The 16033-nt window shown below is 67.1% G+C and carries 13 protein-coding genes and 2 pseudogenes; 11 read left to right on the plus strand and 4 right to left on the minus strand.

Annotated features, from left to right (window positions below):
* The first annotated feature begins 15 nt into the window (after positions 1-15).
* The 9 genes from ACZYVJ_RS01445 (at position 16) to ACZYVJ_RS01485 (ending at position 9820) form a co-directional block, all read left to right on the plus strand.
* Complete coding sequence (locus ACZYVJ_RS01445; RefSeq protein WP_463829369.1) at positions 16-1422, plus strand: fatty acid desaturase family protein; 1407 nt, start codon at positions 16-18, stop codon at positions 1420-1422.
* Between the two features lie 132 nt (positions 1423-1554).
* Positions 1555-2919 carry a molybdopterin-dependent oxidoreductase gene (locus ACZYVJ_RS01450; RefSeq protein ID WP_463832789.1) on the plus strand — a complete coding sequence of 455 codons (1365 nt, stop codon included), beginning with the start codon at positions 1555-1557 and terminating at the stop codon, positions 2917-2919.
* On the plus strand, positions 2912-3388 hold the full coding sequence (locus ACZYVJ_RS01455) for a hypothetical protein (protein ID WP_463829370.1): 477 nt from the start codon (positions 2912-2914) through the stop codon (positions 3386-3388). The genes ACZYVJ_RS01450 and ACZYVJ_RS01455 overlap by 8 nt, the downstream gene beginning before the upstream one ends.
* A gap of 245 nt (positions 3389-3633) precedes the next feature.
* On the plus strand, positions 3634-3930 hold the full coding sequence (locus ACZYVJ_RS01460) for a hypothetical protein (RefSeq protein WP_463829371.1): 297 nt from the start codon (positions 3634-3636) through the stop codon (positions 3928-3930).
* A gap of 36 nt (positions 3931-3966) precedes the next feature.
* The gene (locus ACZYVJ_RS01465; protein ID WP_463829372.1) at positions 3967-5589 is read left to right on the plus strand and encodes a class I adenylate-forming enzyme family protein; all 1623 of its coding nucleotides are present in this window, start codon (positions 3967-3969) and stop codon (positions 5587-5589) included.
* The gene (locus ACZYVJ_RS01470) at positions 5576-6349 is read left to right on the plus strand and encodes a class II aldolase/adducin family protein (protein WP_463829373.1); all 774 of its coding nucleotides are present in this window, start codon (positions 5576-5578) and stop codon (positions 6347-6349) included. Before ACZYVJ_RS01465 ends, ACZYVJ_RS01470 begins: the two co-directional genes overlap by 14 nt.
* Positions 6350-6364: 15 nt before the next feature.
* Positions 6365-7633, plus strand: coding sequence for an amidohydrolase family protein (locus tag ACZYVJ_RS01475; RefSeq protein WP_463829374.1), 1269 nt, complete (start codon positions 6365-6367; stop codon positions 7631-7633).
* Positions 7634-7761: 128 nt separating this feature from the next.
* Positions 7762-8943, plus strand: coding sequence for a serine/threonine-protein kinase (locus ACZYVJ_RS01480; RefSeq protein ID WP_463829375.1), 1182 nt, complete (start codon positions 7762-7764; stop codon positions 8941-8943).
* Between the two features lie 58 nt (positions 8944-9001).
* Positions 9002-9820, plus strand: a complete 819-nt coding sequence (locus tag ACZYVJ_RS01485; RefSeq protein ID WP_463829376.1) for a class I SAM-dependent methyltransferase — start codon at positions 9002-9004, stop codon at positions 9818-9820.
* Between the two features lie 8 nt (positions 9821-9828).
* Here ACZYVJ_RS01485 and ACZYVJ_RS01490 read toward each other — a convergent pair whose 3' ends face one another.
* Entirely contained in the window at positions 9829-10848 is a 1020-nt protein-coding gene (locus ACZYVJ_RS01490; protein ID WP_463829377.1) for an NAD(P)H-dependent flavin oxidoreductase, read from the minus strand.
* Positions 10849-10931: 83 nt separating this feature from the next.
* On the opposite strand from ACZYVJ_RS01490, the gene ACZYVJ_RS01495 reads away from it, so the two are divergent.
* On the plus strand, positions 10932-12533 hold the full coding sequence (locus ACZYVJ_RS01495) for an arylsulfatase (protein WP_463829378.1): 1602 nt from the start codon (positions 10932-10934) through the stop codon (positions 12531-12533).
* Between the two features lie 26 nt (positions 12534-12559).
* On the opposite strand, the gene ACZYVJ_RS01500 is transcribed toward ACZYVJ_RS01495, so the two are convergent.
* Positions 12560-13225 carry a class I SAM-dependent methyltransferase gene (locus ACZYVJ_RS01500; protein ID WP_463829379.1) on the minus strand — a complete coding sequence of 222 codons (666 nt, stop codon included), beginning with the start codon at positions 13223-13225 and terminating at the stop codon, positions 12560-12562.
* Between the two features lie 157 nt (positions 13226-13382).
* Between ACZYVJ_RS01500 and ACZYVJ_RS01505 the strand changes: the two are divergent.
* Positions 13383-14382 (plus strand): annotated as a pseudogene (locus ACZYVJ_RS01505) (Gfo/Idh/MocA family protein).
* Here the strand turns inward: ACZYVJ_RS01505 and ACZYVJ_RS01510 are convergent.
* Together ACZYVJ_RS01510 and ACZYVJ_RS01515 are read right to left on the minus strand one after the other, a co-directional pair.
* Positions 14370-15210, minus strand: a pseudogene (locus ACZYVJ_RS01510) (sugar phosphate isomerase/epimerase family protein). The pseudogenes ACZYVJ_RS01505 and ACZYVJ_RS01510 overlap by 13 nt on opposite strands.
* Positions 15207-15827, minus strand: coding sequence for a SecDF P1 head subdomain-containing protein (locus ACZYVJ_RS01515; protein WP_463829380.1), 621 nt, complete (start codon positions 15825-15827; stop codon positions 15207-15209). Before ACZYVJ_RS01515 ends, ACZYVJ_RS01510 begins: the two are co-directional and overlap by 4 nt.
* Positions 15828-16033: the final 206 nt, after the last annotated feature.

The following is a 16033-nucleotide window of genomic DNA, read 5'->3' on the forward strand; positions in this document are numbered from 1 at the left end:
CGAAAGGAGCGGCCCGTGACAACTGCCGCGAAAACCACTGGGGGCGAGTTGCTCGCCCGCCTGGGTGAACAAGAACGCGAAAAGCTCGCGAAGGAACTCGACGCGATACATGACGACGTCTTCGCCGATCTCGGCGAACGGGACCGGCACTACATCAAGACGGTCATCTCCGTCCAGCGCCAGATCGTCGTGGCCGGCCGGGTGCTGTTGCTCGGATCGCGCTCGAAAACCGCATGGGTCCTGGGCACGGCCTGTCTGGGAATGGCCAAGATCCTGGAGAATATGGAGATCGGCCACAACGTCATGCACGGCCAGTGGGATTGGATGAACGATCCCGATATTCATTCATCGGTGTGGGACTGGGATACCGCGTCAACCGCCGAGGCCTGGAAGCACTCACACAACTACATCCACCACACCTACACCAACATCCTGGGCAAGGACAAAGACCTCGGGTATGAGCTCTTGCGGATCGACCCGAATCAAAGTTGGCACCCACGGTTCCTCTTTCAGCCGCTGTACAACGTCTTGCTCATGCTGCTGTTCGAGTGGGGCGTGGCGATTCATGACATGGACATCGACGCCATCCGCACGCGCCAGAAGCCGTGGTCGGAGGTGCGCGAGGATTTGAGAGGTATCGGGGGAAAGGCGCGCGCACAGATTTTCAAGGACTACCTCGGTTGGCCGCTGATCAGCGCGGGTGCCTTCGGCCTCGTCCAGTTGGCCACACGCGGCAGAATCGACCAGCCGGCACAGTCGCGCCTCGGCAGGACGCTTCGCAGGGTGTCTAACAAGGGACGGCTGGGCGCCACCGCCGGCTTCCTCGACAAGGTGCTGCCGGGAGTCGAAAGCACCTACCTGCGCACCCTGGGCGCAGACCTGGTGGCCAACCTGATCCGAAACGTGTGGTCGAACGCGATCATCTTCTGCGGCCATTTCCCCGACCAGACCTACACCTTCAGCGAGGAGGACGTCGAGGACGAAACGCGCGGCGGGTGGTATCTGCGCCAGTTGGTGGGCGCCGCCAACATCGAGGGCAGCACGCTGTTCCACATCATCAGCGGCAATCTGGGCTATCAAGTGGAACACCACCTGTATCCAGACATGCCGAGCAGCCGATACTCGGAGATCGCGCCCATGATCAAAGACATCTGCGAGCGTTACGAGCTGCCGTACAACTCCGGCCCATTCTCCAAGCAGTGGTTGATGGTGCAGCGCACCATCCTTCGGCTGGCATTCCCCGGTGGAAAACCCCGGCGGAAGGCCGGGCCATACCGGAGCCAAAACGCCCGGCTGGAAGCGCAGCGACCCAGCGAGGGAGCGCGGTTCCGTGACCGTGTTCCCGCCGAACACCCGGTGGCCGGACCCGAACACGAATCCGGCGGTGTCGAAGTGCAGCCGCCGCCGCGCGGCAAGGACTGACACCGCGGTGAACCTCGGCGGGATTCTCGATCGCAGGCATCGGCGATCCCAATAGCTGAAGAAGCACCGAATAACTGAACAAGCACTGAATCTGAACCAATTTCCCGGACCTGTCGTGGATCATCATCGATGATGCGCCCCATCCGCAGCTCCGCTACCGAAGGCACCGAGGCGCCGGGAACTCCCGGCGGCTACGGATTTCCCGCGCGGCTGTGGCGCTGGCTCGGCGAGCACCGGCCCCCGGGCGCCGAGCGGGCACAACGGTGGCGCAGCCCATTGCGCGGGCCTTGGCTGACCTCGGTCTTCGGTTCGGTGCTGCTGGTGACGCTGCCGATCGTCATCCTTACCGGCTTGCTGTCATACATCGCCTATGCGCCCCGGTTCGGGCAGGCCATCCCCGGCGACGTCGGGTGGCTGAAGCTGCCGACATTCGATTGGCCCACCCGTCCGTCATGGCTTTATCGGCTGACCCAAGGGCTCCACGTCGGGCTCGGCCTGATCTTGATCCCGGTGGTGCTGGCCAAACTGTGGTCGGTGATACCCCGGCTGTTCGTGTGGCCGCCCGCCCGGTCCATAGCCCAACTGCTGGAACGGGTTTCGCTACTGATGCTGGTCGGTGGCGTCCTGTTCGAAATCGTCACCGGCGTGCTGAACATCCAGTACGACTACATCTTCGGGTTCAGCTTCTACACCGCGCACTACTTCGGGGCGTGGGTGTTCATCACCGGATTCCTCGTGCATATCGCGATCAAGTTCCCGAAAATGTGGTCCGGCCTGCGCTCGATCTCACCCCGGGAGGTCTTGCGTACCGGGCGTGCCGGCACCAGAGCCCAGGCCTGGGAGCCGGACGGGCTGGTCGCCCCGGCACCGCGCCCCGCGACGATGAGCCGCCGCGGCGCCCTCGCGCTGGTGGGCGGTGGTGCGCTGTTCATGACGGTCATCACGGCGGGCCAGACGCTGGGGGGCTATGCCCGGCCGGCCGCGCTGTTGCTGCCGCGGGGTCGCACCCGTGGGGCCGGACCCAACGATTTCGAGATCAACCGGACCGCGGTGGCGGCCGGGATCTCCGCCGAAAGCACCGGAGAACGCTGGCGGCTGAGCCTGAGCGGCGGGCCGCGCCCCGTGGCATTGGACCGCGCCGCACTGCTGGCCATGCCGCAGCACACCTCGGTGCTGCCGATCGCCTGCGTTGAGGGTTGGTCGACCACACAACGCTGGACCGGCGTGCGGTTGGCGGATCTGGCCCGATTGGCCGGAGTACCCGCGCCGGAATCGGCGCACGTGTCGTCGTTGGAGCGCTCGGGCGCGTTCGGTCGGGCGACCCTGCAGGCAAGCCAGGTGCTGCACCCCGACGCGCTGCTGGCTCTACGTGTCAACGGCACCGACTTGTCACCGGACCACGGCTTCCCGGCGCGCATCATCGTGCCGGCGCTGCCCGGGGTGCACAACACCAAGTGGGTGGAGTCCATCGCATTTCAGGGCGCCGCGAATGCCTGACTTCCGAGCGGGTTTCGCCAAGGCCTACGGGTCCCATCCGTTGCATCTGCTGATCCTGCTCGCCGGGTTCGCACTCATGGGCTATGTGGTGGCCACCGTCGATCCGGTCACGCTATGGAACCCGCGGGCGTGGTGGCAGTCGATCATAGTGTGGTTCGCCGCGGCCATCGTCGTCCACGACCTGGTGCTGTTCCCGGTCTATGCGCTTCTCGACGGGCTGCTGTCGCGGACCGTCGTCCGGCCGGAACCGCCACGCGTGCCGCTGGTCAATTACATCCGGGTGCCCGCGCTGGGAGCGGGTTTGACGTTGTTGGTGTTCCTTCCCGGAATCATCAAGCAGGGCGCCGCCACCTATTCGGCAGCGACGGGCCAGACCCAGGACCCCTACCTTGGGCGCTGGTTGCTGTTGACCGGGGCGATGTTCGGGGTCAGCGCCGCGATCTACGCGGTCCGCGTCGTCAGGCGATGAACCGCCCGGCGATTTCCGCGGGATGGGACCTTGCCCTCCATTCGCGGAGATCCTCCGTGTCGTTCGCTGCGCTGACAGCTTTGTTCGGGTTGCTGAGGCAACTGCAAACCTCCTGCGTCGCTACCGATCCCAACTTGTGGGCGACGTGGCCCTGCGGCTGACGCCTTGAAGAATCCTTGGAGTGTGCTCGCAGTTCTCCTTGCGTGGCCTGCGCGTCTACCGACCAGCCAGTACTGTTGTGCCTCATGGGGACGCCGCACACCAAGGCACGTGCTGCGTTGTTCGCGTGCTTGACCGCGGTGGTCCTGGCCGCCGGCCTCTCCTCCGGCGGCGCACCGACGGCCACGGCCACGCCGTCGGTCGCCACGCCCGTACCGCCGGCCCCGGGCGGTGTTGTGCCGGTGCAACCCGTCGGGGGCGGCGGTTGCATCATCGGCCTCAATTGCGGGTGCATTCGCAACGTCACCTGCCCGTCGCCGCACCCGCGCCGCCCGAGCGTCGACAACAACCAGCACGCAGCGCCCGCCCCGCCGAATCCCTAGCGCCGAAACCGCGGGCGGCTTTCCTATCATTTGGTGATGAGCGCCGGTGGGCTGGAAACTGTGGGCTCGCCGGCGTTCACCGACGAGGACCCGGCCCGCTTTCGTGCCGCCGGCTGGTGGTGCGATACGACGCTGTCGGACGCTGTGCGTCGCAACGCCGAACGGACAGCGGACCGTCCCGCCTATCTCGACCACGGCGGAGCTACCTTCACATGGCACGAATTCGACCGTGCCGCAAATGTTCTGGCTGAAACACTGGCCGGGGCCGGCGTCGCCCGCGGTGACCGCGTGGCGGTATGGCACGGCGACTCCGCCGCCATTCACGTGCTGTTCGTGGCGATCGAACGATGCGGGGCGGTGGTCGTCGGCATCGGCGCGCGCGCCGGTACCCGCGAGGCGTCGGCGATCCTGCGCACCGCCCAGCCGAAGATCCTGATCAGTGACCCACCCCGGGCGAGCAACGCCGCGGACGTGGCCGACGAACTGCGGGTGCCCGGCGTGGTGTTGAGTCACGACGGCGGGACGCTTCGGCTCGACGTCGACGCCGAGCCCATGGCGCTGGCGGCCGGCTGCGAACTCGGCCCCGACGACGTCTTCTTGATCAACTCGACGTCCGGCACCACCGGGCTGCCCAAGTGTGTCGTGCACACCCAGAATCGTTGGCATTACTTCCACCAGAAGGCCGTCGCCAACGGGCTGCTGACGAGCGACGAGGTGTTCCTTCCGGTCATCCCCACGCCGTTCGGGTTCGGGCTGTGGACCAGTCACACCACCCCGATCTACCTCGGCGCCACCGCGGTGATTCTGGACCGGTTCACCACCAAGGCCACCTGCGAGGCGATCGCCCGGCATAAGGTCACCGTATTGTGTTGCGTCAGCACCCAATTGACCATGCTGATGGCTGACCCGGCCAGCCGCGGCCACGACCTCAGTTCGCTGCGCGTCGTGTACACCGGCGGGGAGGCGTTGCCCTACCGGCCCGCGGCCGAGTTCGAGGAACTCACCGGTGCCAAAATCCTGCAGTTCTACGGCTCCAACGAGACCGGGATGCTCAGCGCCACTACCGTCGACGACCCGCGCGAACGCCGGTTGCGCACCGGCGGCCGCCTCATCCCCGAAATGGAGGTCCGGCTGTTCGACGGGGACCGCGACGTCACCGCGACGGGGCGCGGCCAACCCGCGTGCCGGGGACCGGCGACCAGCCTTGGTTACCTCGGCGGCACCGACCACGACAAGCTGTTCACCCGCGACGGGTGGATGCGCATGGGCGACATCTGTGAAATCGACGCCGACGGCTACCTGCGCGTCACCGGGCGTACGTCCGATTTCATCGTGCGCGGCGGCAAGAACATCAGCGCCAGCCAGGTCGAAGACGCCGTCATGACCCATCCCGCCATCGCGATCGCGGCGGCGGTCGCCATGCCCGACCCGGTGTTCGGCGAAAAGGTCTGCCTCTACGCCGAACTCACCGACGCCGCCACCGTCGACCTGCCCGGACTCGTCGAACACCTGCTGGCGTTGGGAATCTCCAAAGAGCTGCTGCCCGAGCGGCTCATCGTGGTCGACGAGTTGCCCCGCTCATCCGGCGGAAAGATAGCCAAAGGCCGGCTGCGCGAGGATATTGGAGCCAGAATGGAGGCCGGTCATGAACGCTCCTGACGCACGGCGCGGCGGGTTGGAAGTCTGGGCGCCGTCGGTGGTTCCCCCCATCGGCGTGGACCTGTCGAATCAGCAGGCCTTGGCGATCGCCTTCCGTCACCTGGCCAGCATCGGGTTCGCCGAGAACATGGCCGGGCACATCACCTGGCAGCTCGACGGCCAGACCGACATGTTCGTCAACCCGTGGGGGCTGTGGTGGCAGGAGATCACCGCGTCCGACATCTGCGTGGTGGACGGCGATGCGCGCGTGGTCAGCGGACGCTGGGACGTCACCCCGGCCATCCACATCCACACCGAACTGCACCGGGTGCGCGACGACGCCCGAGTGGTGATCCACAACCACCCGTACTACGTCTGCGTGCTCGCCGCGTTGGGCAGGCTCCCCGAGCTGGTGCACCAGACCGGCTCGCTGTTCCTCGACGACCTGTGCCTGGTCGACACCTACGACGGCGAGATCGACAGCCCCGCGCGCGCCGCGGAACTCACCGCCCGGATCGGCGGTGCCAACCTGACGATCCTGGCCAACCACGGCGTGATCGCGACCGGCCGCAACCTGCCCGAAGCCGTCTACCGCGCGGCATCCATCGAACGCGTCTGCAAGCTGGCCTACGACGTCCTGCTCACCGGCCGGGATCCGGTGCCCATGCACTGGTCGGACATGGCCGGCATGCAACGGTCGCTGCTCGAACGGGCGGCCGACGTGTACTGGGCCGGGGCGGCGCGCATGACCATCAAGGCCGACGCCGATGTGCTCACCTGAGCGGGAGATTGACGAGTGAAATCGATCGACGAGCTGGCCACCGACCTGAACTTCACCACGGCGAAGACCGGCGCGGAACGCTCGGTCACCTTCCTGCCCGATCCGCCCCGGGCCGCGCGCCGCTACACGGTGATCTCGGTGGACGATCACATCGTCGAACCCCCGGACACCTTCACCGGCCGTCTGCCCCGCAGGTACGCCGACCGGGCGCCGAAAGTCGTCGAGACCGACGGCGGCGGCCAGACCTGGGTCTACGACGGCAAGGAACTGCCCAACGTCGGCTTCAACGCGGTGGTCGGCCGGCCGGTGGCGGAGTACGGTTTCGAGCCCGTCCGATTCGACGAAATGCGCAGGGGCGCATGGGATATCCACGCCCGTGTCAAGGACATGGACCTCAACGGCATCTACGCCTCGCTCAACTTCCCGTCGTTCCTGCCGGGGTTCGCCGGGCAACGGCTGCAGCAGGTGACCAGCGACCGTGACCTGGCGCTGGCCTCGGTGCGGGCCTGGAACGACTGGCATTTCGACGTCTGGGCGGGGTCTTATCCCGACCGGATCATTCCCTGCCAGTTGCCGTGGCTGCTCGATCCCGAACTCGGCGCGAAGATGATCCGCGAGAACGCCGAGCGCGGCTTTCACGCGGTCACGTTCAGCGAGAACCCGGCGATGCTGGGGTTGCCCAGCATTCACACCGACCACTGGGATCCGCTGATGACGGCCTGCACCGAGACCGGCACCGTGGTGAACCTGCACATCGGATCGTCGGGGTCGTCGCCGTCCACCACCGCGGACGCGCCACCGGACGTGCAGGGCGTGCTGTTCTTCGCCTACGCCATTTCCGCCGCGGTCGACTGGCTGTACTCCGGGCTGCCCAGCCGGTTTCCCGACCTGAAGATCTGTCTGTCCGAAGGCGGAATCGGTTGGGTGGCCGGGCTGCTCGATCGGCTCGACCACATGCTGAGCTATCACGCGATGTACGGCACCTGGCAGGCGCTCGGTGAAAGTTTGTCTCCGGCGGAGGTTTTCACCCGTAACTTCTGGTTCTGCGCGGTGGAGGACAAGTCGTCGTTCGTCCAGCGTGACCGGATCGGCGTCGACAACATCATGCTGGAAGCCGACTATCCGCACTGCGACTCGACCTGGCCGCACACCCAACAAACCATTCACGAAGAAATCGGTGATCTGCCGCAGGACGCGATCCGCAAGTTCACTTGGGAGAACGCTTCCCGCTTGTACCAGCACCCGGTGCCGGTGGAAGTGCAGCAGAACCCCGACGCATTCTGACCGTTCTCGCAGGCAGGGTCCGATCGACCCGCCTGCGTTTTGCGGCGTCGCTGGTTGGGTAACCCCAGAACGGTGTTTTTGCGCCGAGCGCACGATCGTTTCCGAAGTTGCACAGTGTTGGCAGGTCGATGAATACCCTCGTGTTGCTCGCCGGCCGCTACGAAGTTCGCGGCAGGCTGGGCCGTGGCGGGATGGCCGACGTTCGCGACGGGTGGGACAACCGACTGCGCCGGCCGATTGCCATCAAACTTCTGCACCCTGCGGTTAGTGCACAGAGCGGCGCGCGGAACAGATTCGACGCCGAGGCGCACGCGGCCGCGGCACTCAACCATCCGAACATCGTCGCCGTCCACGACAGTGGCGAGCACGACGGCACACCGTTCATCATCATGGAACGGTTGCCCGGAGAAACCCTGGCTCACCAGATAGCCCGCGGTCCACTGGCGCAGGAGCGGGTGCACGCCATGCTCGACAATGTCCTCTCCGCGCTCACCGCAGCACACCGCGCCGCCATCCTGCACCGCGACATCAAGCCCGGAAACATCCTGCTTGCAGCGGGGGGCGAGGTCATGAAGGTTGCGGACTTCGGGATCGCCAAAACCCCAGACGCCACCAACACGCTCACCGGCCAGATCGTGGGCACGATTGCCTATCTGAGCCCCGAGCGGATCGCCGGTGCGCCCGCCTGCGTGGCTGATGACATCTACGCGGTCGGCGTCGTCGGCTACGAAGCACTTGCCGGGCACCGCCCGTTCCCGCAGGAGAATATGGCCGCACTGGCCGGCGCCATTTTGCACGGACGGCCGCCGCCGCTCACCCGGCTGCGACCCGACGTCGATCCCAACTTGATCGCGGTGATCGAACGCGCGATGGCATACGACCCGCGACAGCGCTTCGGCAGCGCCGAGGAGATGCGCGGTGCACTCTGCGGCGGTAGGACCGTGGCCCCGGCGGCCACGCCGGTTACCCCGCCGCCGCGCCCAGCCACCAAGGTGCTCGAAGTGCCACCCCCGGTTTTCCTCACCAACACGTTTGTTCCTGCGCTGGTTCCACGGATGCCGAGCCGCAGAAGGAAGGTGCTGGGCGCCCTGGCAGTGTTGGCCGTACTGATCGTGATCCCGTTGGCGTTTGCCCTGGATGCGTCGTCCTCGCACGCGCCGACTCAACCTGTGCCAACCAGTACGCCGACGCCGGCCCCCGTCAGTAATCCCGCGCCACCACCGCCCTTGCCGACGCAACAGCCTCCGGCCCCACCATGGCACGGCCCTGGTAAGGGCCACGGCAAAGGCAATGGCGGCAAGGGGGATTAGGCTACCCCGCGGCGGCCAGTGAATGCCCAAGCGTGCGGGCTACGGAACCAGGGGGAATATGACTACGGACAAAGTCGACTTCAGCTCCGTCGCTTGGGGTTCGGTGGAGTGGACCAACCTCGTCACGCTGTACCTGCGCGCGCATGAGAGCCGTACGGAACGGCCGATTCTGGGCGATCGGGCGGCCGCGGAAGCGGTGGACCGGATCGCGTATGACTTCAAGCGAATCCACCGGATGTCCTGGCCGGCGACCAATCAATACCTGGTCGCGCTACGGGCCAGGCAGCTCGACGACTGGTCCCAGGATTTCCTCGCCCGCCATCCCGATGCCGTTGTGCTGCAACTGGGTTGCGGCCTGGACGGCCGCTTCTTCCGGCTCGCACCACCACCGTCGGTGCTCTGGTTCGATGTCGATCAGCCGAGTGTGATCGGGCTCCGGCGCCGGCTCTACGACGACACCGACCGGTACCGGATGATCGGGTCGTCGGTGACCGAACTGCAGTGGCTCGATCAGGTCCCGTCGGGACGCCCGACGCTGATAATCGCCGAGGGCCTGCTGATGTACCTGCATGAGGACGAGGTTCGTCGGCTGCTGCAGCGCCTGACCGACCGATTCACCGGCGGCGAAATGCATTTCGACACGCTCTCCGCGCTGGCACCGCTGCTGTCCAAGCTCTTCACCCGGGGAATCATCAAGTGGGGCATCCGGGACGTGCGCGAGATCGAGACATGGAATGCCCGGTTGCGGTTCCTCGAGCAGACACCCGTGCTGGCTGCTTACGAGCGGATCCCGTCGGCCGCCGTGCGGTTGATCTACCGGTTGACGTGGATGACGGCAGGGCGCCATTACGACGTGCTGAACCGCTTCGAATACTGACCTGCCGGTCAGAGGTCGGACGCCAGCCGGCGCAGAATGTCGGCCGCGGACTCGGCGGTCGCGTGGCGGTAACCGGTGCCCGCCCAGAGGTGGACGTAGTCCGGCCTGCCAGCCGCCGCGGCGGCCCTACGCAGTGGGCTGGTCAGGTAATGGATGGCGGGATAGCCCGCCGGAGCCTCGGCTTCATGGGCGTCGATGAACGCGTTGCGCAGGCCGCGGGCCGGCCGGCCGGTGAAAGCGCGCGTCAGCACCGTCTCGGTGTAGGCGGGATCTACAAGGGCCGCCTGATGAGTGGCCGAGGCGCCGCTCTCGGTGGCGCGCAACAGCACGGTGCCGACGGCGGCCGCGGTCGCGCCCGCGCGGATCACCTCGGCCACTGCGGCGGGGGTGGCCAGCCCGCCGGTGGCCGTCACCGGCAGCGGCACCTTCGCGACGACTTGCTTGACGAGGTCGACGATCGGGACCGGCCTCAACGGGCGCTGCGGCGAGAGGGTGCCGGAATGGCCGCCGGCGTCGGCCGCCTGCACGGCGAGCATGTCGACTCCGGCTTCGTGTGCCTGTACCGCCTCGTCGGCGGTGGTGACCGTCTGGACCACAACGCTGCCGGCCCGTTGCAGCGCGGCGATCACATCGCGCGACGGGATGCCGAAGGTGAACGACACCATCGGAACCGGGTCGTCGATCAACAGCGCGACCTTCTCGTCGAATCTGTCGTTGTCCTCGATGGGCTCGGGCGGCAGCGTCAGGCCGAACTGGTCGGCCTCGGCCTGGACGATCGCGGCGTAGGCGTGGTAACGCTGCGGGTCGACGGGCACCGGATTGGGCGCGAAGACGTTGACGCCGAATGGGATTCCCTCGGCGCGAACGGCTTTGATCTCGGCCTCGACGGCCTCGACGCTCTTGTAACCGGCCGCGAGCAAGCCCAGCGCGCCGGCGCGGGTGGCGGCCGACACCATGGCCGGGGTGGTCGGGCCGCCCGACATCGGTGCCGCCACCAGCGGAACGGACATTCCAAACTGCGCCAACATCCCCATACCCTTTCTCTGTGCCGCCGGGGTAAACGCTGCCCGCATCGACCATATCGGCGCCCGGCCTGGCAGGATGCTTGAGCGTGACGCGCCCCAACTTCCTTGTGATCGTTGCAGACGACCTCGGGTTCTCCGACATCGGCGCGTTCGGCGGCGAGATCGAGACGCCCAACCTCGACCGGCTGGCCCACGCGGGGGTCCGACTGACCGACTTCCACTCGGCACCGGCCTGCTCACCGACCCGGGCGATGCTGCTGACCGGGACCGACCACCACATCGCCGGCATCGGCACCATGCTCGAGGTCGCGTCCCCGGAATTCCGCGGGGCACCCGGGTACGAGGGTTATCTGAACGACCGGGTCGTCGCGCTGCCCGAACTGTTGCGCGACGCCGGGTATCTGACGCTGATGTCGGGCAAATGGCACCTGGGTGCCACGATCGAGACGTCGCCGTGGGCGCGCGGTTTCGAGCGCTCGTTCGCCCTGCTGCCGGCCGGCGCCAGCCACTACGGCGGTTCCGGGGCGCGCGGATTCTCACCCGTGCCAACGCTTTACACCGAGGACGACCGGTTCGTCAGCGTCGGTGACGACTTCTATTCGTCTGACTCCTATACCGACACATTGTTGCGGTATCTGGATGAGCGCGCGCCGGAGGACGATCGGCCCTTCTTCGCCTATCTGCCCTTCCAGGCGCCGCACTGGCCCCTTCAGGCGCCCGACGAATCCATTGCGAAATACCGCGGTCGCTACGACGCCGGGCCGGACGCGCTGCGCGAGGAGCGCCTGGCCGCGCTCAAGCGGCTCGGTCTGTGTCCACCCGACGTGGTCGCACACCCGGTGGTGGCCGACGGCGCACCGGAGTGGGCCGACATGACCGACGAGCAGCGCTCGCGCTCGGCCCGCAGCATGGAGGTCTACGCCGGGATGGTCGACCGGATGGACTACAACGTGGGTCGGGTCATCGACTACCTCTCGGCCAGCGGAGAACTCGACAACACCGTCGTCATCTTCATGTCCGACAACGGCGCCGAGGGCGCGATCGTGGAGGCGATGCCCCTGCGCGGTCCGCAGATCGCCGCGCAGATCGAAAAGCATTGCGACAACAGCCTGGACAACCTCGGCCGGCCCACCTCGTTCATCTGGTATGGCCCCCGCTGGGCGCAGGCGGCCACCGCGCCGTCGCGGCTGCACAAGGCATTCACCACCCAGGGCGGGATCCGCGTGACCGGATTCGTCACCTGGCCCGGCTTCGCCCGGCAACAACAGATCGGCACGGCGTTCAGCACCGTCATGGATATCGCGCCGACCCTGCTGGAACTGGCCGGGACCACGCACCCGGGCACGTCCTACCGCGGCCGCGAGGTGGCCCCCATGCGCGGCCGCTCACTGGTGGACTACCTGACGGGCGCCGCGGAGACCGTGCACGACGCCGGCACCGGCACGGGCTGGGAGCTGTTCGGCCGGCGCGCCATCCGGCAGGGCGACTGGAAGGCGCTGTATCTCCCGCCGCCGTACGGGCCGGGCCGCTGGCAGCTCTACGACCTGTCTTCCGACCTCGGCGAGATCGACGACCTGGCCGCGTCGCGGCCCGACAAGCTGGCTGAGCTGGTGGCGCTATGGGATCGCTACGTCGAGGAAACCGGCGTGATCCTGGATCCCATCTCGGTGTACGACGTTCAGCTCTGAACCCTCTGGCGGCACGTCACGGTGGATCACGCGCTGGGTCGAAGGGCCTCGAACAGCTCGACTGAACCACTGTGCCGTGCAACCAAGACTTCGAGTCCCGCATCCCTGAGCCAGCGCTGCACGTCACCGGTCTGGGGCGTGTTCCCAAAAAAGCCCGCCGCCTGCAACGCGGTCACAAAGCGATCCTGGCGCCGGCCGCGACCACGTACACACGTGCTCCCGCGAAGAATCCCACCCGGCTTGAGCACGCGGGCGAGTTCGACGACCGCCGCTCGCGGGTCGGGAAGACAATGCAGGCCGTTGAACGTCACCGCCAGGTCAAAGGTGTTGTCCTGGAAGGGCAAATCGGTGATATCGGCCTCGGTGAACTCCATCTGGTCGGCCACGCCCAACTGAGTAGCCCGGCTGCGTGCCCGCCTCAGCATGTCCGCGGAAATGTCAGCGGCCACGTAGCGGCAATCCTGTCCAGGCCGCAACCCACGAAAGGCAAAGCCTCCACCGCTCGGTATGTCAAGTACCTGGGCGCCGGGCGGAGCTTCACCGACACGCTGAACCTCTTCCAGGAGGTCGTGTAACGCCAATCCCCACAACGCTTTTGCACCCACCACGGCGACGCTGTCATGCATTGCGGCCGTGTTGTACAACGCCGATGCCACCCGAGCGGCACGCCAGCGGTCCGTTACCTGCCCCATCCGCTGACTCTAACTGGGAACTGAGGCGTGGCAACCCCAGCTGGATTCCACCTGGTCGAACCGCTCGGCGTAACGCGACGAGCCGATCAACAGCGCGCGGCAATTTTGCTGGCGATAAACTCAGCGGCGTGTGCGGAGACTATCCACCGGTGAAACCATGAGGGGCCGGCCCCTCTCGGCGGTACGCATCGGCATCCTGGGGGCGGCCAGCATCGCGCCGATGGCGTTGATCGATCCCGCCAAGGAGAACGCGGAGGTGGTCGTCGCCGCGGTAACGGCCCGCGACGTGCCGCGCGCGGGCGTTCGCCGCAAAGCACGACATCCCCACGGTGCACGGCGATTACGGGGCGTTGATCGCCGATCCCGACATCGACGCCGTCTACAACCCGCTGCCGAACGGCCTACACGGACGCTGGACACGGGCCGCGCTGGCCGCGGGCAAACACGTGCTGTGCGAAAAGCCGTTTACCGCCAACGCGGCCGAGGCGCGCGAAATCGCGGAGCTGGCAGCCGATTCGCATCGGGTGGTGATGGAGGCCTTCCACTACCGCTACCACCCGCTGACGCTGCGCGCCGAGGAGATCATCGCCTCCGGCGAGCTGGGCACGCTGCGGCACGTGGAGGCCGCGTTGTGTTTCCCGCTGCCGAAGTTCTCCGACATCCGCTACGACTACGCGCTTGCCGGCGGGGCGACCATGGACGCGGGCTGCTACGCGGTGCACATGGCCCGCACGTTCGGCGGGCCCTCGCCGGAAGTCGTTTCGGCACACGCCAAGCTGCGTGACCCGCGGGTCGACCGGGCCATGACCGCCCACGTGCGGTTCCCGGCCGGCCACACCGGGCGGGTGCGTTGCTCGATGTGGTCGCCGCGGCTGCTGCAGATCAGCGCTCGGGTGATCGGCGAACACGGGGAGCTGCGCATCCTGAATCCGGTGCTGCCACAGTCTTTTCATCGGCTGTCGGTCCGGTCGCGGCGGGGCAGACGGGCAGAACGGTACGGGCGGCGGGCCTCCTACGCATATCAACTGGACGCTTTCGCCGCGGCGGTACTGCGCGGCGAACCCGTCAAGACCGGCCCGCACGACGCGATCGACAACATGACCGTCATCGACGCGATCTATCGCGCCGCGGGTCTCCCGCTGCGCTACCCGAGCTGAACGTCTGACAGCAACTGCCGTGCGGCCTCGACACACGGGCGCGGGCGGTCGATCGGACTCACCCCCGCCAGCGCCAATGACCGCCTGGGAACTTCGATTTCGACCACGGTGTTCACCGGGCAGCGCGGAAAGCAGGTCGTGCAGCGGAAGTTCGCCCTCGCCGGGCACCATCCGCTCGAACATGGCCTCCTCCATGTAGTTGTCCATGCGCGGCGCCAGCGTGGTGTCGTTGAGCTGGGCGTAGCCGATGTGCTTCGCATCGATGGCGGCCAGCTCGGCGGCCCCGGAGCCAGACCGCACCAGGTGCATGGTGTCGATCAACAGCCGGAATTCGGTTCGGCCAACGTATTCCGTGGCGGCCAGCGCGGCGCTCAGGTCGCCGATGGTCAGGCCAGGTACCGGTTCGACGACCGTGCCGATATGACGCTGCGCGGCGAGCTCGGTCAGTGCGGCGAACTGGTCGAGCGTTCGGCGCAGATCGGGGTCCAGGCTGACCACGTTGATCCGCGGGACACCGAGCTCGGCCAGAACGTCGAGGTCGCCGCCCAGCGCGGCCACGTCCGCGCCGGGTAGCACGAGGAACCCGTCGCCCAGCGAGATCCTCACGCCCCGGTCGCCCATCGCGGCGAGCAGGTTCTTCCGTAGAACGGCGTCGTCCTTCAACGAGAAGGGGGGATAGCCCAGCGGTACCAGCGGCATCCCCTGCACGGCGACCGAGACATGTCGGCACCCCAGTTCCGCGGCGAGATCCACCAATTCGATTGGTGGCAGGCCGAATACGCTGAGCATGCCGATGCCGAGGCGGTCCGGGCGCCCCGGGTCCGTCATGCGGGACGGCCCACCAGTTGGGCCAATTGTGCTGCGCCCTGGGCTGTTTGGGTGGTCAGCACGATCCGCCCGGACGTGGCCGGTTGTTCGATGATCGGTGCTTCCAGGACCATGTTGTCCCGGATGAAGGCCATGTGGTCCTGCAGATGCGCGCCCGTGAATGCGGTCCACGCGGCCGCCGACTGCGGATCCAGCACGAGGGTCAGTTCGTAATAGTCCGCGGTCAACGACTTCGGTGGGTCGACGCGCAGGAGCCCGAGCTGCATGGTCTCGGGGCCCAACGTATAAACGGTGGTCCGCCCGATGTCACAGATGGTCAGGCCGTCCGTCGGCTTCACCGGTGCATTCGGATCCGTGGCCGGGCACTTCACGGCCGGCGTCGTCGGCTGTGACTTCGTCACCGGCCGGACCGGCAACGGCGCGATCTGCACCGCCGGCGGCGGTGGCGGGGGTGGCGGCGCCGTCGTGCTGGGCGGCGCGGTGGACGACGGGTGGGACGGCGCAGGCTTGTGCGTCTGCTGACAGCCACACATCACTGCCACGAGCAGGCCGATGGACCCAAGCCATGCGGCGGCACTACGCAGGCCGGGCTGCGCGCTGAATCGACGGTGAATCATCTTCGATGCACTCTACCTGCAGGGCCATTGATTCCATGTCCGACGGGAACTCCTGCACCGCAATTTCTTTGGTGTCAGGTAGCGCGCCGTGTCGAATGCGGTCATTTCGATGACGGTTGCCGGAGCGGCTTGGCCTGCACGCATGTGGCATTCCGGCGCGCGGAAGCGCGCTCTTTACTGACACTACGAATATAGAGTAAGGTCGC

This window comes from Mycobacterium sp. IDUB_3, from assembly GCF_055419585.1.

Bases quoted from the DNA above. Each gene is read 5' to 3' on its own strand.
- ACZYVJ_RS01450 (WP_463832789.1), top strand. From the start codon at position 1,555: ATGCGCCCCATCCGCAGCTCCGCTACCGAAGGCACCGAGGCGCCGGGA.
- ACZYVJ_RS01455 (WP_463829370.1), top strand. From the start codon at position 2,912: ATGCCTGACTTCCGAGCGGGTTTCGCCAAGGCCTACGGGTCCCATCCG.
- ACZYVJ_RS01460 (WP_463829371.1), top strand. From the start codon at position 3,634: ATGGGGACGCCGCACACCAAGGCACGTGCTGCGTTGTTCGCGTGCTTG.
- ACZYVJ_RS01465 (WP_463829372.1), top strand. From the start codon at position 3,967: ATGAGCGCCGGTGGGCTGGAAACTGTGGGCTCGCCGGCGTTCACCGAC.
- ACZYVJ_RS01470 (WP_463829373.1), top strand. From the start codon at position 5,576: ATGAACGCTCCTGACGCACGGCGCGGCGGGTTGGAAGTCTGGGCGCCG.
- ACZYVJ_RS01480 (WP_463829375.1), top strand. From the start codon at position 7,762: ATGAATACCCTCGTGTTGCTCGCCGGCCGCTACGAAGTTCGCGGCAGG.
- ACZYVJ_RS01485 (WP_463829376.1), top strand. From the start codon at position 9,002: ATGACTACGGACAAAGTCGACTTCAGCTCCGTCGCTTGGGGTTCGGTG.
- ACZYVJ_RS01490 (WP_463829377.1), bottom strand. From the start codon at position 10,848: ATGTTGGCGCAGTTTGGAATGTCCGTTCCGCTGGTGGCGGCACCGATG.
- ACZYVJ_RS01500 (WP_463829379.1), bottom strand. From the start codon at position 13,225: ATGGGGCAGGTAACGGACCGCTGGCGTGCCGCTCGGGTGGCATCGGCG.
- ACZYVJ_RS01515 (WP_463829380.1), bottom strand. From the start codon at position 15,827: ATGATTCACCGTCGATTCAGCGCGCAGCCCGGCCTGCGTAGTGCCGCC.